Annotated in this window: 23 protein-coding genes; 20 read left to right on the top strand and 3 right to left on the bottom strand. The window is 45.3% G+C overall.

Annotation, left to right across the window (positions count from 1 at the left end):
- Window positions 1-117 precede the first annotated feature (117 nt).
- The 5 genes from mbl to mscL all read left to right on the top strand — a co-directional run bounded on the left by mbl (window position 118) and on the right by mscL (window position 4,103).
- Window positions 118-1,119: a cell shape-determining protein Mbl gene (mbl, locus tag M1D67_RS19875; RefSeq protein ID WP_003185909.1), complete on the top strand. Its 1,002-nt coding sequence runs from the start codon at window positions 118-120 to the stop codon at window positions 1,117-1,119.
- 206 nt (window positions 1,120-1,325) lie between these two features.
- Window positions 1,326-2,165: a flagellar hook-basal body protein gene (locus M1D67_RS19870; RefSeq protein WP_023857129.1), complete on the top strand. Its 840-nt coding sequence runs from the start codon at window positions 1,326-1,328 to the stop codon at window positions 2,163-2,165.
- A 43-nt stretch (window positions 2,166-2,208) separates the two neighbouring features.
- Window positions 2,209-3,036 (top strand): flagellar hook-basal body protein, encoded by an 828-nt coding sequence (locus M1D67_RS19865; protein ID WP_023857130.1) that lies wholly within the window; start codon window positions 2,209-2,211, stop codon window positions 3,034-3,036.
- A gap of 181 nt (window positions 3,037-3,217) precedes the next feature.
- Window positions 3,218-3,652: a 3-hydroxyacyl-ACP dehydratase FabZ gene (gene fabZ, locus M1D67_RS19860; RefSeq protein ID WP_003185902.1), complete on the top strand. Its 435-nt coding sequence runs from the start codon at window positions 3,218-3,220 to the stop codon at window positions 3,650-3,652.
- A gap of 70 nt (window positions 3,653-3,722) precedes the next feature.
- Window positions 3,723-4,103 carry a large conductance mechanosensitive channel protein MscL gene (mscL, locus tag M1D67_RS19855; protein ID WP_023857132.1) on the top strand — a complete coding sequence of 127 codons (381 nt, stop codon included), beginning with the start codon at window positions 3,723-3,725 and terminating at the stop codon, window positions 4,101-4,103.
- 39 nt (window positions 4,104-4,142) lie between these two features.
- On the opposite strand, the gene M1D67_RS19850 is transcribed toward mscL, so the two are convergent.
- Window positions 4,143-4,556, bottom strand: a complete 414-nt coding sequence (locus M1D67_RS19850) for a YwpF-like family protein (protein WP_020453206.1) — start codon at window positions 4,554-4,556, stop codon at window positions 4,143-4,145.
- Between the two features lie 181 nt (window positions 4,557-4,737).
- On the opposite strand from M1D67_RS19850, the gene M1D67_RS19845 reads away from it, so the two are divergent.
- The 15 genes from M1D67_RS19845 to M1D67_RS19775 all read left to right on the top strand — a co-directional run bounded on the left by M1D67_RS19845 (window position 4,738) and on the right by M1D67_RS19775 (window position 16,250).
- Entirely contained in the window at window positions 4,738-5,109 is a 372-nt protein-coding gene (locus tag M1D67_RS19845) for a hypothetical protein (protein ID WP_023857133.1), read from the top strand.
- A gap of 104 nt (window positions 5,110-5,213) precedes the next feature.
- The gene (gene ssb / locus M1D67_RS19840) at window positions 5,214-5,561 is read left to right on the top strand and encodes a single-stranded DNA-binding protein (protein ID WP_025810666.1); all 348 of its coding nucleotides are present in this window, start codon (window positions 5,214-5,216) and stop codon (window positions 5,559-5,561) included.
- 220 nt (window positions 5,562-5,781) lie between these two features.
- Window positions 5,782-6,744 (top strand): sugar-binding transcriptional regulator, encoded by a 963-nt coding sequence (locus M1D67_RS19835; protein WP_479831469.1) that lies wholly within the window; start codon window positions 5,782-5,784, stop codon window positions 6,742-6,744.
- A complete protein-coding gene (locus M1D67_RS19830) occupies window positions 6,741-7,184 on the top strand; it encodes a transcriptional regulator GutM (RefSeq protein WP_023857134.1) in 444 nt (147 codons plus the stop codon). The genes M1D67_RS19835 and M1D67_RS19830 overlap by 4 nt, the downstream gene beginning before the upstream one ends.
- A complete protein-coding gene (gene srlA / locus M1D67_RS19825) occupies window positions 7,181-7,729 on the top strand; it encodes a PTS glucitol/sorbitol transporter subunit IIC (RefSeq protein ID WP_020453201.1) in 549 nt (182 codons plus the stop codon). The genes M1D67_RS19830 and srlA overlap by 4 nt, the downstream gene beginning before the upstream one ends.
- Before the next feature lie 16 nt (window positions 7,730-7,745).
- Complete coding sequence (gene srlE, locus M1D67_RS19820) at window positions 7,746-8,753, top strand: PTS glucitol/sorbitol transporter subunit IIB (RefSeq protein ID WP_020453200.1); 1,008 nt, start codon at window positions 7,746-7,748, stop codon at window positions 8,751-8,753.
- 23 nt (window positions 8,754-8,776) lie between these two features.
- Window positions 8,777-9,148, top strand: a complete 372-nt coding sequence (locus tag M1D67_RS19815; protein ID WP_020453199.1) for a PTS glucitol/sorbitol transporter subunit IIA — start codon at window positions 8,777-8,779, stop codon at window positions 9,146-9,148.
- Between the two features lie 14 nt (window positions 9,149-9,162).
- A complete protein-coding gene (srlD, locus tag M1D67_RS19810) occupies window positions 9,163-9,948 on the top strand; it encodes a sorbitol-6-phosphate dehydrogenase (RefSeq protein ID WP_020453198.1) in 786 nt (261 codons plus the stop codon).
- Between the two features lie 20 nt (window positions 9,949-9,968).
- A complete protein-coding gene (locus M1D67_RS19805; RefSeq protein WP_023857136.1) occupies window positions 9,969-10,634 on the top strand; it encodes a transaldolase family protein in 666 nt (221 codons plus the stop codon).
- A 142-nt stretch (window positions 10,635-10,776) separates the two neighbouring features.
- Window positions 10,777-11,547 carry a DeoR/GlpR family DNA-binding transcription regulator gene (locus tag M1D67_RS19800; RefSeq protein WP_023857137.1) on the top strand — a complete coding sequence of 257 codons (771 nt, stop codon included), beginning with the start codon at window positions 10,777-10,779 and terminating at the stop codon, window positions 11,545-11,547.
- A gap of 15 nt (window positions 11,548-11,562) precedes the next feature.
- Window positions 11,563-12,441 carry a Cof-type HAD-IIB family hydrolase gene (locus M1D67_RS19795; RefSeq protein ID WP_035337852.1) on the top strand — a complete coding sequence of 293 codons (879 nt, stop codon included), beginning with the start codon at window positions 11,563-11,565 and terminating at the stop codon, window positions 12,439-12,441.
- Between the two features lie 321 nt (window positions 12,442-12,762).
- Window positions 12,763-13,752, top strand: a complete 990-nt coding sequence (locus M1D67_RS19790) for a tetratricopeptide repeat protein (protein ID WP_126430470.1) — start codon at window positions 12,763-12,765, stop codon at window positions 13,750-13,752.
- A 21-nt stretch (window positions 13,753-13,773) separates the two neighbouring features.
- Window positions 13,774-14,439: a hypothetical protein gene (locus tag M1D67_RS19785; protein WP_023857140.1), complete on the top strand. Its 666-nt coding sequence runs from the start codon at window positions 13,774-13,776 to the stop codon at window positions 14,437-14,439.
- Window positions 14,440-14,450: 11 nt separating this feature from the next.
- Window positions 14,451-15,398: an ATP-binding protein gene (locus M1D67_RS19780; protein ID WP_025810669.1), complete on the top strand. Its 948-nt coding sequence runs from the start codon at window positions 14,451-14,453 to the stop codon at window positions 15,396-15,398.
- A 48-nt stretch (window positions 15,399-15,446) separates the two neighbouring features.
- Entirely contained in the window at window positions 15,447-16,250 is an 804-nt protein-coding gene (locus tag M1D67_RS19775) for a YwqG family protein (RefSeq protein WP_271725339.1), read from the top strand.
- 38 nt (window positions 16,251-16,288) lie between these two features.
- Here the strand turns inward: M1D67_RS19775 and M1D67_RS19770 are convergent, their stop codons facing one another.
- Together M1D67_RS19770 and M1D67_RS19765 are read right to left on the bottom strand one after the other, a co-directional pair.
- The gene (locus tag M1D67_RS19770) at window positions 16,289-19,054 is read right to left on the bottom strand and encodes a DEAD/DEAH box helicase (RefSeq protein WP_479831468.1); all 2,766 of its coding nucleotides are present in this window, start codon (window positions 19,052-19,054) and stop codon (window positions 16,289-16,291) included.
- The gene (locus M1D67_RS19765) at window positions 19,041-20,639 is read right to left on the bottom strand and encodes an SWIM zinc finger family protein (protein ID WP_096748361.1); all 1,599 of its coding nucleotides are present in this window, start codon (window positions 20,637-20,639) and stop codon (window positions 19,041-19,043) included. The genes M1D67_RS19770 and M1D67_RS19765 overlap by 14 nt, the downstream gene beginning before the upstream one ends.
- Window positions 20,640-20,822 lie beyond the last annotated feature (183 nt).

The following is a 20,822-nucleotide window of genomic DNA, read 5'->3' as shown; positions in this document are numbered from 1 at the left end:
AATTTTATGAAGAACTTTAATAAGCTCTCTTTTTTTTCTAATATTTATGATAAAATGTATAATTAGGGCAGAATGTGGACATTGCTGTGAAACAGATTTCGAGGAGGATATAGATAGATGTTTGCAAGGGATATTGGTATTGACCTTGGTACAGCGAATGTGCTGATCCATGTCAAAGGAAAAGGTATTGTCTTAAATGAACCATCAGTCGTTGCTCTTGACAAAAACAATGGGAAAGTGCTCGCTGTCGGTGAAGAAGCAAGGAGAATGGTAGGACGTACACCTGGGAATATTGTTGCGATACGTCCATTAAAAGACGGCGTCATTGCCGATTTTGAAGTAACGGAAGCCATGCTGAAGCATTTCATTAACAAGCTGAATGTGAAAGGTCTTTTTTCAAAGCCGCGCATGCTGATTTGCTGCCCTACAAATATTACTTCTGTGGAGCAGAAGGCTATCAGAGAAGCTGCCGAGAAAAGCGGCGGAAAGCATGTATATTTGGAGGAAGAACCTAAGGTGGCCGCAATCGGAGCGGGAATGGATATTTTCCAGCCAAGCGGAAACATGGTAGTTGATATCGGCGGTGGAACGACAGATATCGCAGTCATCTCAATGGGCGATATTGTCACCGCCTCTTCTATTAAAATGGCTGGGGACAAGTTTGATCTTGAAATCTTGAACTACATCAAACGTGAGTACAAGCTGCTCATAGGCGAACGGACAGCCGAAGACATTAAGATTAAAGTCGCAACTGTTTTCCCAGACGCACGTCACGAGGAAATTTCCATCCGCGGCCGCGATATGGTCACAGGATTGCCGAGAACCATTACGGTAACGAGCAAAGAGGTGGAAGAAGCGCTGCGCGAATCTGTATCTGTCATTGTACAGGCTGCCAAGCAGGTGCTCGAAAGAACGCCGCCTGAGCTGTCAGCCGATATTATCGACAGAGGCGTTATCATTACAGGAGGCGGCGCGTTGTTAAACGGTCTTGACCAGCTTCTTGCCGAAGAACTGAAAGTGCCGGTTCTCGTTGCCGAAAATCCGATGGATTGTGTGGCAGTTGGTACGGGTGTCATGCTTGATAACATGGACAAGCTACCTAAGCGCAAACTGAGCTGATCAGAAACCTCATTCTTTATTTAGAATGAGGTTTTTTATGTGAAATGCTTTAAAGGAAGCGAATGGCTGCCGATAAAAAGAGTAGTATGTTTGAATACCATTATAGAACAAATGTTCTGTGTTAGCGAATATAAATTGCAAGCCTTTCGCAAAAGAGGTTTTTCGATGAGAAACTCTGGAGCATGACACTTATTTGAGGTGAAATGATGTTAAAAGGACTTTATACAGCGACTTCTGCAATGATCACCCAGCAGCGCCGCACAGAGATGCTGACGAATAATATCTCGAACGCAAATACGCCGGGATATAAAGAAGACCAAGGGTCAATCCGTTCTTTCCCGGAAATGCTTTTGAGCCGGATTGAATCCGATTCTGTCAAGGCCGGCAGCGCTTCGCGTTCGTTTTCAACACAGACGCCGATCGGTTCTATCAATACAGGAGTTTACATGCAGGAACTGAAGCCTCAATTCTCGCAAGGCGATCTGCAAAGCACGAATGAGCCGACGGATATTGCAATCAGCGAAACCGAAGTTCCGGTCAATGGGGAAACAAACGATAAAGCAGCGCTTTTCTACGCGGTCCGGCTTGAAAATGGGGATGTACGCTATTCAAGAAGCAGCCGTTTTTCTTTAAATGAAAATAATCAATTGACAATAAACGGCCGACTCGTCCTTTCAACGGAAAACCAGCCGATTACGGTGGGAAGCGAGAATTTTCAAGTCGCTGAGGACGGAACGGTGACTGAAAACGGCCAAAACCTTGGAAGGATCGATGTCAGAATCGCGCTCGATACGAGAAATTTAGCAAGAGAAGGCGATGATCTGTATCGTACTGAAAACGGTGAGGCGCTGCCAAGCGCAGTCGGCAATCCCGCAGTCGCTTATTCTGTCAAGCAGGGGATGACGGAACGGTCGAATGTCGACGTGACGAGAGCTTATACGGAAATGACCGCTGCCTACCGCTCGTTTGAAGCCAACCAAAAAGTTCTTCAAGCTTATGATAAAAGCATGGAAAAGGCGGCCAATGAGATTGGAAGGATCGGATAAATGACCGATCGCGATCAGCGTAAATGGAGGATGTGGAAAAACGATGCTTAGATCCATGATCACGGCTTCAAACACAATGTTTGAACTGCAAAAACAAATTGATAATATCAGCCATAATCTTGCAAATACCGATACAACGGGATATAAGGCGAAAAACACGAGCTTTTCGGAGCTGATCAGGCAGCAGATTGAACAGGTAAACGAGAAAAATAATGAAGTAGCGGCAAGCAGAAAGACGCCGCCCGGACTTCGGCTTGGCGTCGGAGCCGTGATGACCGACCGGCTGACACATAAACAGGGAAGCCTTAAAGAAACTGGCCGCGATCTTGATATCGCACTGACTTCTCCTTATCAGTACTTCCAGGTCAATGTCGACGGGGAAGTGCAATATACAAGAGACGGAGCATTTTACCTGACGCCTGCGGCTGGCAACGCCAACCAGATGCAGCTGGTGACGAAAGAAGGGCATGCTGTTCTTGACGAAAACGGAAATCCCATCCGTTTCAACCAGCGTTATAAACACATCAAAGTTGACGATTCGGGAAGTGTCACCGTTTCGTCAGACAATCAAGGTGAAGCGCCATTGCGTTTTAACTTGGGAATCGTCCGGGCTGTCAAACCTCAGGCTCTTACGGAAGAAGGAAGCAATCTTTTTTCTGTCAGCGATGAATTGAGAGCAACGGCTCTCATCAATCTGAACGGAGCCGGGCGGCAGGACATTTCTCTAAAACAGGGATTCCTCGAATCATCAAATGTCGATGTATCGAAGGAAATGACCGACCTGATCTCTTCGCAGCGGTCTTATCAAATGAATTCCCGCGCCATCACGATGGGCGATCAAATGATGGGGCTGATCAATTCAGTTCGCTAGCAAAGCAAATAGGAGCCGGCCAAACGACGTTTGGTTCAGGCTCTTTTTATTTTCATTTTCAGGGTTGTCTTTCATCTTTTGTTGAAAAAGATTCCGTTTCATAATATACTTCCAGATGTACAGAATAAGGCACTGACATATCATTCTATACATATTTTTCGAAAAAGGAGATGTCAAGGCAATGCTTGATGCTCAGCAAATTAAAGAAATCATTCCCCACCGCTATCCCTTTCTGCTGGTAGACCGTGTGACAGAAGTAGAGGAAGGAAAACGGGCAGCGGGTTATAAAAATGTGACAGTAAATGAAGAATTCTTTAACGGACACTTTCCGGATTATCCGGTGATGCCTGGCGTTTTGATTGTTGAAGCGCTTGCGCAAGTGGGTGCCGTGGCGCTTTTGATGAAGGAAGAAAACCGCGGAAGGCTCGCGTTTTTTGCGGGAATCGACAGCTGCCGCTTCAAAAAGCAGGTCAAACCGGGCGATCAGCTCCATCTTGAGCTTGAAGTGCTTCGTTTCCGCGGTTCCATCGGCAAAGGAAAAGGAGTCGCGAAAGTGGATGGAGAAGTGGTGTGTGAAGCCGAATTGATGTTTTCTCTTGGCGAAAAACAGGAATAACGCAAACAGAATGGGTTTCCGTAAAAGCCCATTTTGTTTTTTTATCATAAAAGAGAAAAGGTGATCATTCATGTGGAAAGAATTTAAAAGCTTTGCGATTCGTGGAAATGTAATCGATCTTGCAATCGGGGTTATCATAGGAGGCGCCTTTGGAAAAATCGTGACTTCGCTTGTCAATGATTTAATGATGCCGCTCCTCGGTCTTCTGCTAGGAGGCCTGGATTTTTCAGCGCTGTCGTTCACATTTGTTGATGCCGACATTAAATACGGGCTGTTCATTCAGTCGATCGTCAATTTCTTTATTATTTCGTTTTCCATTTTTCTATTTATCCGTTATATCTCTAAGCTGAAGAAGAAGGATGCCGAAGAAGAAAAAGCTGCTCCTGATCCGCAGGAAGAATTGCTTAAGGAAATACGGGATTTGTTAAAAGAGCAGACGAAACGCTCTTAGAGCTATAGCGAAAAGGCTGTCCGGCGAAGACAGCCTTTTCTATATATTTTGTTTAAATGCTTCAAGAAGCCGGTCTCCGGAATATCCTTCTTTCATTAAATCTTCCAAGATCTTGTCGGAGCCTTTCCTCAGCTTTGAGCTGACCATTTTGCCGTCCAATAAGACGGAAACATGCTCGCCTAGTACCGTGATCTTTTTGACCTTCGCTAACAGCTGTGCGGGGCGGTTACTTTTTTTCGTGATCGTTACATATGTTTTCACTTCTTTGCCTTCCTGAAGGAGGTATTCGAAAAAATACCGGTATTCTTTCGAAACCAGCCCCTCAACCATCCAGTGGTTTTCTCCGTCTTCTTTATTAATGATAAGGCCGTCGATCAGCGGGAACTCCTCGAGCCGCTTTGAAGTTTCATCCTGGCGGACAATTTTTAAATCAATAAGCCTAAAGGTTTTCACTAGTATCACCTCACAAGCTTCCATAGTTGTATAACCATTATAGCACATTCGCTTGGAAGAACTCTTGACCCTGGTTTGTTTATGCAATAGGAGCATATTCGTATTTTAAATTTTGCAAAAAGTATTTTATAATGCTTTATTTTTATTTATACTTTAGGTGATATTGAGCAGGAGGTGACTTATGAACCATTTTTTCTTAAAAGAAGTATTTGTGATCGCAAGCAATCCAGCTGCTGACTGCCGTCAATATATGCCTATGATTTGCTTTTCAGCCGGAAACAAAAAGCACGAGATCAGCACGTATGCCAATGAAGGCATCGTGTTTCGCTATGAAACAAAAGACAGAATGGAAATATACGAATTTCAAGTAACGATTAAACAGAAAGAGTTGTCATTCCGTTTGTATGCTTGGGACGGGGGCTCATATGTCCGCGTATACTCAGAGCGGTGGCTGGCATCTCCTGTTTTTTTTCAGTTTCTGAAAAATACGTATTTCTCAAATAACAATGAGATGATTTTTTTAATTAATGGCAGAAAGAAACAAAAATTATGACGCGAACCCGGGTTTTTTCCGGGTTATTTTTCTTTTATGATGATTTTCCTTAAATACCGATCTCTTATAAACTGGGGATACCCGAACAGGAAGGGAGGGACGAAATGTTTAATGAGATCATGCTGGTCGGGCGTTTGACAAAAGATCCCGAACTTCGGTACACATCTGACGGTGTCCCTGTTGCAAATGTGACGCTGGCTGTCAGCAGGCCTTTCAAAAATGCAGCAGGCGAAATTGAAGCGGACTTTGTCAATTGCACCCTGTGGCGCAAAACTGCCGTGAATACAGCCGAATATTGTGAAAAAGGCTCCATCATCGGGCTGAGCGGAAGAATCCAGACTCGCCAATACGTCAATTCAGAAGGTGAACGCGTCTTTATTACAGAAGTTGTCGCCCGATCAGTCAGATTTTTGGGAGAAAGCCGAAAAGCCCATGAGCCGGCGGATGCTTAAACCGCAAGATTCCTTCTATAAACGCCTTTCTTAAAAAAAATCAATCAATATCCCCTTTTTTATCCCCCTTTATGGCCGGTTTTCAATGACCGGTTTTTTTATTTTAGACAAAAAATAGACAAATTTAAATTGACGTCCAAAAATTCCGAATGTATAATGTAAGCGAATACAACAACAAATGACTAATACTTGCACAAATGTGCAAAAGAAGGGTGATCTTATGGAAATAAAGGATGATAAACGCCTTCTGATCAAAGTCTGCAAAATGTACTACGAAGAGGATATGACACAGAGCCAGATTGCAAAAGCAACAGGGATATACAGAACAACGGTCGGACGCATGCTGAAAAAAGCGCGCGAGGAAGGAATCGTTAAAATCACGATCGATGACCATGTCGGGACACACTACGATTTGGAACGGGAGCTCGAACAACTGCTTGGGCTTAAAGAAGTGTACATATGCGACGCAAAACCGGAACAAACATCTGAAGACAAGAAGAAACTCGTCGGCAAAGCCGGTGCCGAAATCTTAAAACGCGTCGTGAAAGACGGAGATACGGTAGGCTTTGCATGGGGGACGACGATGGCGGGAATGATCGGGGAGTTTCACGGCGTAAAAAAACGGAGCGCTTCATTTGTGCCGCTTGTCGGCGGTCCGGGCGCCATGGATACGAAATATCACGTGAACAGCATCGTCTACAGCATTGCCGGTGACTTTGGAGGCACGCCTTACTTTATAGATGCGGCAGCCGTTGTCGAAAAAAAAGAAACGAAAGAGGAAATCGTCAAGTCCCACTATTTCAAAAAAATAGAAAGTCTGTGGAACGGCCTTACCGTGGCAGCCGTCGGGATCGGAGCGCCGCTTAGTTCTTCAAATATGATCTGGACCGGATTTTACGGCGATCAGGATATCGAGGGCCTTGAAGAAAAGCAGGCGGTCGGAGATATATGCTCGCGTTTCTTTGATCGGTCGGGAGCGTTGGTAGAAACGGAGATTCATGACAGAACCATCGCGATAGACATCAAGAGGTTAAAGAATTTGGAGTATTCCATCGGTCTTGCTGAATCCCATGAAAAAGTCCCTTCTATTATCGGGGCTGCAAAAGGCCGTTATATTAATATTTTGGTGACAACTGCCGAAACAGCCAGAGAAATTGCCGAGGAGGTAAGAAACCAATTATGATCATTTACTTTATCATCGCCCTTGGAGCTGCATGGCTTCTCCAAAGTATTTTTGGTTTTTTGCAAATCAGGCATTTCAACCGAACATTCGCCGCATACAGACGTATGGGAAGAGTCGCGGTCGGAAGGAAGACCGGCTTATTCAGAGCCGGAACGGTCGTCCTGTTTGTCATTGACAAGCGCAATAAAATTTTGAAGGCGTCAAAAATGCAAGGTGTCACTGTCTTTTCAAGAATCAAGCCTTTAAAAGGGTTTGAAGGAAAGTATTTGTTGAAGATCGGACAAGCGGAGCTTGTCCGGCACGACCGCCTCACACGGCTCGCAATTGAAGATGCCTTGAAAACATTCGACATCATCACGAAAGGGGGTGATGTCCCGCAGAAGAAAACGCGGCTTCAAAAACTGATGAGCTTTCAAATCAAAAAAAGAGGTGAATTATGAAAAACGTAACATGGCTTGCGGAGAAGTTTATGGACTTATTCAGACATGGCGGAGAAGTGTTTGTCAGCATGCTTACAGACATCGTTCCTTTATTGATTATGCTTCTTGTCGCCATGAATGCCCTGATACGCCTGATAGGAGAAAAGCGCGTCGAAGCGCTCGCGAGGAAGTCGGGAAAAAATCCATTAACGAGATACATGGTTTTGCCTGTCATTGGTACGTTCATGCTTGCAAATCCAATGACGCTGTCGCTTGGCAGGTTCTTGCCTGAAAAATACAAACCGAGCTATTATGCGGCTGCATCCTATTCCTGTCACACGCATAACGGACTTTTCCCGCACGTGAATCCGGGCGAGCTGTTTGTTTTCCTCGGGATTTCCGCAGGAATTACGACGCTGGGGCATGAAACGACCGAGCTCGCTCTCCGCTATCTTCTGGTCGGGATTGTAACAAACTTTCTCAGGGGCTGGGTAACGGATATGACAACGGCTTATGTCGCGAAACAGCAGGGCATTGCCTTGAAAGATTCGATTGATCTAAAATAAGAAAGGCGGTTTACAGATGAGTTCCTATCGTTCGGTTGAAGTTTCAAAAGGGCCGGGAGGGTTTGGCGGGCCTCTGGTGATCACGCCTGATGAAGAGAGAAATAAAATCGTGTACGTCACCGGCGGAAACAAACCCGATTTTGCGGATCATTTAGCTGAGCTGACGGGGTGCACCCTGGTCGACGGCTTTAAAACGACAGTACCCGAAAACGAAATGGCCGCTGTGATCATCGACTGCGGAGGGACGCTGCGCTGCGGACTTTACCCGCAAAAGCGAATTCCGACGATCAATGTGATGGCGACCGGAAAAAGCGGGCCGCTTGCCGCCCATATTACAGAAGATATATATGTTTCCGGAGTAAAAAAAGAGAATATTAAACTGCTGGGAGCTGTGGAGGAGCCTGAACAGTCTAATATTCCAGAAGAAAAACAAATGCAAAATAAACAAAACCATTATAGCACAGAGAAAAAAATTAGTGAACAGCAGTCGCCGAAAGGGATGATGGCGACAATCGGGATGGCCATGGGATCGGTCGTCAGCACGTTTTATCAAGCTGGACGGGAAGCGATTGAAACCGTTATCAAAACAATTCTTCCGTTCATGGCTTTTGTAGCTCTATTGATCGGCATCATTAAAGAGTCAGGCATCGGAGACATTTTTGCCAAATATTTATCACCATTTGCAGGGTCACTGCCCGGATTGCTATTAATCTCGCTTGTTTGTTCATTTCCGCTGCTTTCCCCGTTTCTGGGACCCGGGGCGGTGATTGCACAAGTTGTCGGTTCGCTGATCGGCGTTGAGATCGGCAAAGGAAACATTCCGCCGAATTTGGCGCTGCCGGCGTTATTTGCGATCAATTCGCAAGCAGCTGCCGACTTTGTTCCGGTCGGCCTGGGTCTTGCGGAAGCGGAAGTCGAAACGGTTGAAGTCGGGGTGCCGTCGGTGCTGTATTCGCGTTTTTTGACTGGGGCGCCAACCGTTTTCATTGCTTGGCTGGCCAGCTTTGGCATGTATGACAGCTGAGGTTTTCTTAAGGAGGGAGAATTATGGTCATGCTGTATGAAACAAAAATAAACAGAATCGGAGATCAAGCAACGGCATTTTCAGATGAAAAGATGCTGATATTATTCGGCGAAGGCGCTCCGGATGAATTGAAAGATTATTGTTTATCAATTGATATAAAGCCTGTAGAAGGCGACTTCAATGAAGGCGATAAGCTCATACTGGGCGGCGAGTCCTACAAAATCACAGCCGTTGGGGGAGCCGTTCGCCAGAACCTGGCGAATCTCGGGCATATTACGCTGAAATTTGACGGATCGGCATCAGCCGAGCTGCCGGGAACGCTGTACCTTGAACGAAAGGAACAACTGCCGGAGGTTTCAGCAGGAGACTGTATTCAAGTTAAAAGATTCTCATAAGGAGCGGGTGCAATATGGAGATGAATAAAGGAAAAGTGGCATTGATATGCGGCGGCGGCCAAAGTCTCGGAGAAGCGCTGTCCTACCGCATGGCAGAGGCGGGATATAACATCGCGGTCGCAGACATCAACGGCGAGAACGCCGAAAGGACGGCTGAACATGCAGCCGGTCAATACGGGGTCAAATCGCTGTGGATTCAAGCAGATTTTACAAAAGAAGCCGATGTGGAAAAAATGATCGGCAGGATCACGGAGGAATTCAATAAAATCGATGTGATGGTGTACAGTGCGGGAATCGCCAAAAGCAATAAGATCACAGATTTTGAGCTTGAAGACTGGGAACGGACCATCGAAGTCAATTTAACCGGGTATTTTCTTTGCGCGAGGGAAACGTCGAAGGTCATGATTGAGCAGGGAAGCGGGTCAATCATTCAAATTAACTCCAAATCGGGAAAGGTCGGCAGCAAACATAATACAGCTTATTCAGCTTCCAAATTTGGAGGTGTCGGTCTCACTCAAAGCCTCGCGCTCGATCTTGCCGAACACAACATTCGCGTGAACAGCATTATGCCGGGAAATTTGTTGAAATCGCCGATGTTCCAAAGCTTGATTCCGCAATACGCGAAAAAGCTTGGCATTCCAGAGAGCGAAGTAGAGCGCGTGTACACCGAAAAAGTGCCGCTCGGACGGGGCTGTACGTATGATGACATCGCCAATGCCATCTTATTTTACGCTTCTGATCAAGCATCCTATATGACGGGTCAGTCGATTAATGTAACCGGAGGGCAGGTCATGCATTAAAACACGAGGGGGAAGCGATGATGAACATGCTGATTGATTCAGCGCATATACCGGAGATTGAAAGATTGCTGGATTCATTTCCCGCTGGCGGCGTCACGACAAACCCGGCGCTGATCGCAAGGGAAAAGCAGCCCTTTAAACAGCAGATTCAAGATATTCGGCGGCTCCTTCCCGAGCATCTGCCTCTCCATGCCCAAGTGATCGCCGACCATTGGCGGGATATAGCCGATCAGGCGAAGGCGCTCTATAACTGGCTGGATGGAAACGTGTCGGTGAAGATTCCGGTGACGGCTCAAGGACTTTACGCGATCAGAGAGCTCGCGGCTGAAAACATCCAGACCACCGGGACAACGGTTTATACCGCTGCACAGGCTGTTCTGGCCGCAAAAGCCGGCGCCTCCTATGTCGCGCCGTATGTCAATCGTATTGATCAAGAGTATGGTCATGGGGCGGGCGTTGTCAAAACAATTGTCGACTTATTTAACACATACCGTTTAAATTGCAAAGTGCTTGCGGCAAGCTTTAAACATAACCGTCAAATTCTTGCCGTCATGGAAGCGGGGAGCCACGAGGCGACAATCAGCCCTGAGCTTTTAAGCCATTTGGCTGATCATCCGGCTGTAGACCGTGATATCCATGCGTTTCGTGAAATTTGGCACTCTCAATATGGATCATTTTCATTTTAGCATGCGAGCCTGAGGATCGGGAAACCGGACTCAGGCTTTATTTTTACTTATAATTACTTATGTGTTCTTGATTTATTCTGTGTAATCGCTTATAATCACTTATAAATAATGATTTTTACTTGTGTAAAGAAGGAATGATCGAGTGTATCAAGAGGAAAGGTTAATTTCCATCATCGACTATTTAAAAGAGCGTAAACGGATTTCCGTTGAACAAATTTGTTCTTTATTCGGAGTTTCAAGAGATACGGCAAGGCGGGATCTGGTCAAATTGCAGGAGCAAGGCGCTATTATCAGAACAAGGGGAGGGGCGATTCTGCCTACCGTTCATGATGAGGTCAAAGACTATTCGGGCAGGCTGGGCATGGTTTCCGAAGAGAAAAGCATGATCGGAAAAGCAGCCGCTTCTTTAATCAGAGAAGGCGACCGTATGATTTTGGATGCTTCCACGACAGTCCAATCGTGCGCCGAGCATTTGCCGGATGTCAATTGCACGATCATCACCAATTCGATTAACCTTGCGGAGGTTCTTTCCTCAAGAAAAGGTGCTGATATCCACCTGCTTGGAGGGAAGCTTCAAAAAGAGCACCGCTTTTTGTACGGCGCCTCCGTCATTGAAAAGCTGTCATGCTATCATGTTGATAAAGCGCTGATCGGCGTGGTGGGGGTTTCCGAACACGGGCTTACAATTGCCCATGAGGAGGATGGAATGGTGAAGCGGAAAATTATTTCCCAAGCGAAACAAGTCATAGCGCTTGCCGACCATTCGAAAATTGGGAGAACGGATTTTTACCGGTATGCTGAACTCAGTGACATCGACCTTCTCATTACAGACCGGCTGCCGCCGAAACCGTTTCAGAAACTGCTTGATGAACATGATGTGGAGCTGCTCGTGGCTGAACATCACGATATTTAAGGGGGAAAACAGCAGATGAAAATGATTGCGGTCGATTTAGACGGGACGCTGTTAAACAGTGAAAGCAAGATCTCAAAAGAAAACATCGATGCGATTAAAAAAGCGCGGGAACACGGGATTGAAGTAGTAGTTGCCACAGGGAGAGCATCCTTCGATGTTCAAACGATTTTTGAGCCGACAAGTATTAAAACATGGATTATTAGTGCCAACGGAGCGGTGATTCATGATCCTGAAGGCCGCCTTTACCACTCGGTGCCGCTTGACAGGAAACGGGCGGAAGGAATTCTTCAATGGCTTGAAGAAAAGAATTACTATTATGAGGTATTCAGCGATGAAGCGATCTTCACGCCGCAAAACGGCCGCGAGCTGCTTGACATTGAGCTGGACCGCTTGAAAAGCGCAAATCCCGGGGCCGATCTTTCAAGGCTGGAACTCGCTGCTGAACAGCAGCTCAGTCAAAACGGATACGCGTACATCAGCTCCTATACCGACCTGTTTTTAGCGGGAAAAGATGTCAATGTATATAACATATTAGCTTTTTCTTTTCATAAAGAAAAACTGGAAACGGGATGGCAGCGATTTAAAGATGCGCAAGATATTACGCTTGTCACTTCAGCCGAGCATAACTTTGAAATTGAGCATCTTCAGGCGTCAAAAGGGCTGGCGTTGGAAAAGCTTTCACGCAAGCTCGGCATTTCCCTTCAGGAAACAGCTGCCGTCGGAGACAGTCTCAATGATTTTTCGATGCTGAAGATCGCGGGGAAAAGCTTTGCCATGGGCAATGCGCGCGAAGACATTAAAGAGATGGCTGATGAGGTGACGCTCACTAATGATGAAAATGGCGTCGCTCACATCCTGAATCAGCTGATTGAACAACAAGTCAAACCGGTTTAATTCGTACATCCTTTCAAATCGGCGTGATGCCGGTACATGGCAGCGTAACGATTGAAGGAGTGCGGTTAAGCAGCGGATGTTATTGATCCGCGGGCCGCCGACAATGTCGGCGGCCTTTATTTATTTTAACGCTGACTCGTGAACTATGAAGTATTATTTTCGTTACTTTTTATTCATTGTTTGATATGGTGATGTTTGTTACTATTTAACTATTATTTCAAATTCCAAGAATGGAAGGTGACTTTATCATTAGTTTAAATCCTCGAATTTAGAAAAAGATACTAGAACTCATTGAAAAAGAGTAAATAACAGGTGATCGATTTGGATAATCAAATGAGCATAATGTATGAGAAAGCAGAGCGGCTTTCAAAGTGGGGGAAAACAAAGGAAGCCTTGAAGGAAGCAGAGCAGTTTTTATCCAACTACCCCGACTCACACGAAGGCTATCAATTGCTTTCAAATATATATTTTAATGCGAAAGAATATGAAAAAGCCGTACAGTTTGCAAAAGAGGCTTTAAATTTAGATCCGATGAACTTTGAAATTTTGGCTGTCTTAACTCTTGCATACTATGAATTGGGAATGTACGAAGAGCATGAGGAAATAAATGAATTAATGATTTCAGAGTACCCTGATTATCACTACACTTATGCAATGCACGCTCAATTTCTTTTCCATGATAAAAATGAGTATGAAAAATCGCGTTTTTATATAGAAAAGGCAGTGGAATTAGAACCTGACGATCCATTTTCTCTTGTCGTATACAGTGAAATTTTGGCGGTGTTTTTTGAGGATGGATTATCAAGGGCGTGTTCAGACAGAGCGCTTGCCCAAAATGCCGATGATGCCATGATCACGGGAATGGCCGCTTCTGCGGCGTATAGAAGAGGAGATTATGCACAAGCCTTGACTTTAAATAAAACAGCTCTACAAATCAATCCGAACAATCCAGGGATTGTACCCAATTTAGCGTTATACAACATGTGTAATTTTTGGTTTATGAAATACCCGTTGAAAGTCAGGCGCTTCCATGAGAAGCTGCGTGTTAAAAAACCGGTGTTGTTTTGGCCGCTTCTAGTCATTGTGACATTGGTCTTCAAGTGGCTTATGATTCCATACGTGTTTCTCGTCTACAGTACACCTTATATGATGAACGGGCTGGCGGGAGCCCTCATGCAGCGAAAATTGCCCGAACAGATGCGAGGTAGTTCGGTCCTCACATTTTTGAGGTACACACCGATTTGGATCCTTTTTGTATTGCTGATCATTGTGATAGGGATCATATCATTCTTATACAGATTGATATTTTAAATGAATGAAAGAGTGGAAATAATGGAAATACATAAAGATAAACCGGGAACTCTATTTTTTGTTTTTTTCGGACTACTCAGTTTTGTCGGCACGATGTCTTTGTATGACCGATTTGGGAATCTTCAAATGAAAATGCTGGCGGCTTCCGACAACTTGCTTTTTTGCTCTGATGTAAGCATATTTTACAGCCTGTTGCTGACCTTCATTTGTATACCTTACACCGTTAGAAAAGTGATAACTTCCAAAGGCTATCAGGGGCGCTTGCAGCTGCCTTTATCCTTGATTCTTCTAGTGGTAGGGCTGACGCTGCTATGCAATGCTTTTTTTCAATATCAAAATATCGGGAAAAACAGCATTGTCATGAGAGAAGGACTAATTTCCAGCACCAAACATTACGATATGGAAGATGTCACTTCTGTCCATGCCTATTATCAAAAAGGGTTAAAAGGGGCACTTTACCTGAAGTATGATCTGACGTTAAATGACGGAAAAAAAATCGATGCCGCCTTGTCCGACGAGTTTTACAATAAAGCTGATGAACTTGATAAGCTTCTGCAGCGGCAAGGAATACATATTGAAAGAAGCGGAATCAAAAAGAAAGATCAGGCCCAGCTAGAAAAACATGCGGGTTCCAAGGCGAACTATAAAGTGGTGAAAAGGATCTTAACCGGTACAAATCATAGATAGGAAGGATAAATATGAAGAGGGATGATACGGAAAAACGCGCAAAGGTGAAAGTCATTCAGTTTGATCAACATCAACATGCTTTAACCGAATTAGAACAACACTGTGAAACTTTTGCTGATGTCGGCGGATTAGAAGATATTAAAAAGAAAATCAACATGGACTTTATTTTGCCTTTGCAAAATCCTGAGTATTTTAAAGCGTTTGGAAAAGCGACGGGGGGAAGTCTTCTTCTGTTTGGCCCGCCGGGATGCGGAAAAACATTTATCGCGAAAGCGATTGCCGGCGAGATCAAAGCAAACTTTATACACTTGGAGCTTCAAGCGATATTGTCCATGTATGTTGGGCAGAGTGAACATAATCTGCATGATATTTTTGAAAAAGCGCGTGATAACAGTCCTTGCGTTCTTTTTATTGATGAGCTTGATTCGATCGGGGGGAATCGGCAGGGAATGAGCCAGCATCATGACAGGGTGCTGGTCAATCAGTTGCTGATAGAATTAGATGGTTTAGGGACGTTTAATGACGGTGTGTATGTGATCGGTGCAACGAATACACCGTGGTATTTAGATCCTGCCTTACGCCGTCCCGGCAGATTTAATAAGATGGTATTTATGCCGCCTCCATCTGAAGAAGAACGTGTCGACATTTTAAATTTAAAGCTGTCCGGCAAGCCGCATGATCAGATTGATGTACTGAAAATTGCCAAAAAGACTTGCCATTTTTCGGGGGCTGATTTAGAACAATTGGTCAGCGATGCTTTAGATCAGGCGATCGAACGGTCGCTTCAGCAAGGAAAGCTGTCGCCTGTCCATCAGACAGATCTTGAAAGCAGCCTTCAAGGGAGAGTGCCTTCAACGCTTGAATGGTTTTCAACAGCGAAAAACTATGCCATGTTTAGTGATGCGAATAAAGCATATCAATCCGTTCTTGATTATATGAAGAGAAATAAGCTCAAATAGGTGACCTCCGCATTTTAAAGTGTCACCCGGTCAAGGAGAATGATAAGTATGAAAAAGCCGTTTCAATTGTCCGAAAAAATGGCCCGATACCGCGGGCAATTTGAACAATCAGCGCGGGATTTTTTGAAGCTGGATACGAAAAAAGGAAAAACAGGCCGATATGAAAGTAAACTGGCCGGAGATCCTTATTTTCCAAAGTCTGAACAGTATCCTGTCGATTCACAGGGAAAACCGATGAAACTGCTTGCGCAAATTAATTTTTCAGACATGCCCCGCCTTGAGAATTTCCCGGAATCCGGTATTCTGCTTTTTTTTATCTCTGTCAGTGATGATGTTTACGGATTGAATTTTGATGATCCGTGTGAACAGTCGAGTTTTTGCATCAAGTATTTTGAGAATGTCATCGAAAATGAAGACGAGCTTGTCGACGATTTTTCGTTTGTGAAGCTTGAGGATGAGCTGGCCTTTCCGATTGGATGCGAATCCTCACTCACACCTGACACAGGGTCTGAACTTGTCTCTGCGTCCGACTTTCAATTTGAGCGATACGCGGGAAAGGATGCTTGGACGTTCTTTGAGCAATTCGGCGATCAAGAGGAAACGGTGTTCGAAGAATACAGTGAAATGTACGGCGGCTTCTCCCATAAGATCGGGGGCTACGCAGCCTTCACGCAAGATGATCCGCGGGAAGGCGATTATCCGGATCATACCGTTCTGCTATTGCAAATTGATTCTGATGAGAACATTGACGCGATGTGGGGAGATGTCGGGATTGCCAATTTTTTTATAAGGCCTGATGATTTAAAGAATAAGGACTTTTCAAACGTATTATATAATTGGGACTGTCATTAACACAAAAAACAGCTGTCTATTTCAGACAGCTGTTTTGTTTAACCTGTAATAGCCGAAGCGTTCAGGGTAAATAACTCCTCTAGTTCATGTTCGGAAAGCTCGGTGATCCAATTTTCGCTTTGGATGATTTGATCGTTCAGCGATTGCTTCGATTCGAGCATGTGGTCGATTTTTTCTTCAATTGTGCCGGTGGTGATCAGTTTATGAACGTGGACGAACCGTTTCTGTCCGATTCTGTAGGCGCGGTCTGTCGCCTGATTTTCAACCGCGGGATTCCACCATCTGTCATAATGGATGACGTGATTGGCGGCCGTCAAATTGAGGCCTGTGCCGCCGGCTTTTAATGATAAGATCAGAATCGGAAATTCCTTGTTCTGAAACTGCTCCACCATTTTGTCCCGTTCTAGCTTGGATAAACTGCCGTTCAGAAACTTGACCGGTTCGCCGAATGATTTCTCGAGCAGGCGTTTCATCATATCTCCCATCCCGAGATATTGGGTGAAAATCAGGCAGCTTTCATCGCTTTCGCGAATCGTCTTCGTCAGTTTCAACAGTTTTTCGAGCTTGACTGACCTTCCGTTAAGGAGCTCGCTCCCGGTCTCTTTTAAGTAAAGGGCAGGATGGCCGCAGATTTGTTTGAGCTTGCCGAGCATGCTTAAGATGAGAGCTTTACGCTGCATTCCGGCGAGGCTTGACATATGTTCAAACGTATCTTTGACAAGCTGTTCATATAGTGAGGCCTGTTCTGCCGAGAGCGGGATGAACTCTTTTTCTTCCTGTTTTTCAGGCAGGTTGAGCGCGACTTCCTTGTCCTGCTTTGTCCGCCTTAATAAAAATGGTTTGATCAGCTGCTGGAGCTGTTCGATCCGTTTTTCGTCGCGGTCTTTTTCAATCGGCAGGACAAATCGCTTATGGAAGCTGCCAAGGCTTCCGAGATAGCCTTTGTTCATGAAATCGTAGATCGACCACAGCTCCGTCAGGCGATTTTCCATCGGAGTCCCGCTGAGCGCGATATGATGCATGCCTTTCAGCTTTCTGATTGAGCGGGATTGTTTCGTGTGCGCATTTTTAATATTCTGGGCTTCGTCAAGGCAGATGCAGTTCCAGGCGACGCTGCTGAGATCGTCAAAGTCGGATTGGGCGAGGCCGTATGACGTCAAAACGATATCCGCATCTTTGTAACATTCCTGAAACGCTTCGCCTTTAGGGCGTTTTGGCCCGTAATGGAGCGCCGCCGTCAGGTCGGGCGCGAAGGTCTCAAGTTCGCGCTGCCAGTTCCCGAGGACGGAAGTCGGCGCAATGATGAGAGATGGCGTTTGTTGTCCCTGTTCTTTTAAATAGGCGAAATAGGCGATCATCTGGATGGTTTTTCCAAGACCCATATCGTCTGCCAGGCAGGCGCCGAAGCCGCAGTTTCTGAGAAAGATCAGCCAGTTCAAACCGTCTTCCTGATAAGCCCTGAGCGTTCCGTCAAAAAATTTGCTGACCGGGTATGACGGGAGATCATCGCGCTGGCTCAGCTTTCTGATCATGTTTTTCAGCTGATAGGACAGTTCAAACCGCACCTCGCTGAATGCGGAAGCATCGAACAGATCATCATCCTCGCGGGTTTCGCTCCGCTCCGTCAGCTCGCGCGCCAGGATGTCAGACATATGAAGCCCCTCTGTTTCTGCTCGCTCCATCAGCTTTTTCATTTGTTTGATAAAATTCGGATCGATTTTAATCCACTGCCCGCGTATGTTGACAAGCCGTCTTTTATTGGCGACAAGCTGCTCGAATTCTTCTTCTGTGAGTTCGATTCCGTTCGTAGCAAAACGCCAGTTGAAGTCCATCAATGCATTCATTCCGACAAAGGACTCGCCGCGGGGAGCCGATGACACTTTCGCTTTCAGCAGCATGTTGCTGTCTCTGACGATTTGCCACCATGACGGCAGCAAAATTTCAATCCCCATGCTGACAAGAGTTTCACTTGCTTCGGATAGGAAGATCCATGCTTCCTCTTCCGTTAAAAGCGTCGTTCCCGAGTCGATCGTTAGCCACGGCACGATTTGGCGGAATCTGTCTTGTTCCCGAGCGATTTTATCAGCGTATGCCTGCCACGATTTTTTCAGCCTGTTCAAGCCTTCAAAGAACTGAATGGCTCCGCTTTTTTTGTCGCGCAAAAACAGTTCGATTTTCCAATCGTCTCCGTCAAAGTCAGGTTCATTTAAGCGGAGTCCGACAGTAAACGGCACAGGGTTTTCATGCCAGCCGATCGTTTCAAGAAAATCGTCTTCATCGAGAAAGTGGCCCTGAAATGTGGTGACGGCGGGAGAATGTGCGACAATCGATTCCCATTTTGCTTTTAACTCGTCATTGTAGTTGATGTAGTCTTCGACAGCGTGTGAAAACCATTCAGCTGTATAGCCTTCCAAAATCCCTTCTTTATCTTTCCAACGCAGCACCTCTTGCTTCCATGCTTCATAGTCGGGAAGAAAATCTTCATCTGCGATAAACTCATAAATGGTGGAAGCCGTTTTCATCAAAGGTTCGGTTTCCTCGGTGAGATTGATGTCGCTGTACGAATTAAATGAGTTTTTGCCGAGAAATTCGACCGCCATCCACGGAGACAGCAGAACCGCTGGAGTCTCTAAACCGGCATCTTCGAGAAACGTTCCGTAAAAAGACGATTCGTGCCACTGAAACAAATACCTTTCCATTTCATTCCGCGTAAGAAACTGATGATCCTCGTCATGACAAGATAAAATGAATGTATAGTCTTCTGATTGTTCGACATGTATCACGATTTCCTTAAGACTCGCCATCGATCAACTTTCCTTTCTTAAGTTCCTCCTGGAAGGCTCTCAGCCGTTTATAGCGAGCTGAAAACTGCTCCATAAACCGGTTCCAGACATCCTGTTTTTTCGATTTCTTATAGAGGGTGCGCAGCTTTTTTAATTGTTTGACGGCTTCTTTGTAGCTTGAGCGGTTTTTTTGTTCAACCAGCCCGGAAATTTCTCTGTGATAGGAAGGAATCAAAGCTTCAGGGGCTGCTGCTGCGATATCTTTCAAGGCGTTCTGTCCGATCTCAGAGATAGAAAAACCGACAAGGCTGTGGATCTCCATCCACTCCGTAAAGCGGTTTTTGTTATATAAAAAATGGCTGTATTCAGTAAACGTATAAGGAAGGCACTTTTTGCAGTACCGTTCATATACATGCTCTTCTTTTGCGTTTTTGCTGTAATCGCTCAGAAACAGGAAGAATTCGCTTAAAACATCGCGTATTTCCCGGTACGGTTTATCCAGTCTGCAGAAGCCGGATGCAAGCTGTTCAAGGTGTTCGTACCATTTTTTAAGGCGCTTCCAGTCTTTTTTGGCGGTCATGACGCTGAGCCATTGAAATGTATAAGGAAGAATCTCAGGTGAAAACGATCCGGCTTGATCAAGAATCACATCGTCGTTTTTCAGCAGAAATTCAAGATGCAGCCTGCCGAATTGTATTTCAGGCGACGGCTCCAGATCGTTCAGCACATCGAGCTCCCGCTTCAGCCAGTTTGGCCGGGACAGAAGCGCACTCCAGATTTCCCCGAAAATCCGCAGCCTTTCATACTGAAAAATGTCTTTCTTGAGCAGCAGTTCCCGAATCGCGCCGGGGGTTTTTTCTAAAAACGGATCAAGGGAGAATGATAGCGCATATGTTTTCAGTTCATCGATTGAGCTGTAGATCGTGTCCATCAGCTGTTCGATATAAGGATTCAGAGAGTAAAAATCTTTTTCAGGATCAATGCGCCCTTTCTCGACGAGCGAATGCATGGCAAGCCATGTCGCAAGAGCCGCGTGGATTTGGTACATTTTTTTCAGCTCCGGCTCCGCAGGCGTCCGCTTTTTTAAAGCTGAAAAATACCCGTAGTAAAGGTATTGCATCGTTTGCTGGTTTTTAGGCGTATGCTCTTCCCATCGTCTGAACTCCGTTTTGAAAAACGATGTCCATTGATCGAGCGTGTGGCTGCGGGGTTTCATTCCACGCTGAAGCTGTCCGAGAATATCCCTGTTTTCGCGGCGTTTTTGCGCTTCTTTCCAAAACTCCGTAAACGTTCCCAATCGATCATATTGTGCATACAGATATAAATAAACGGCAAGCACATGCCGGCAGATGTTTTGAGCAGGGCAGGAACAGCTGCTTTTTTTAACGTCGGCGAGGTCGATGAAGACCTTCACCGGGACCACATCCTGAACGTAAGCACTGACCGTATGCCCGCTCATCGGCTTGACCCGATAGACGGAATCCTGTCTGTATAAAATAAGGGCTTTTTTCATGAGCTGAATGTTAGCTTCTGTGCACGGCAGTACATGCTTAAACTGTTCAGCTGCATCCATCACAACCGTTTTTGAAATCATGTCTTGAAGCATGTCTATCGCTCCTAACCGAATGGCTTTTAAAAAGTTTCCAATCTCTCTATTATAGCTTAATCAATCCGTCCAAAAAAGATTTTCTCAGGAAAAGGACATAAAAACGGATGGCTGTCGAATAATGTAATAGACTATGGCAAATTGATTCTTTACATCATATAATTTGAAATATAATCAGAAATG

The organism is Bacillus sp. PK6-025, from assembly GCF_056530265.1.
The sequence above is the reverse complement of the archived record's forward strand: the minus strand, read 5'-3'. Positions and strand labels throughout refer to the sequence as shown.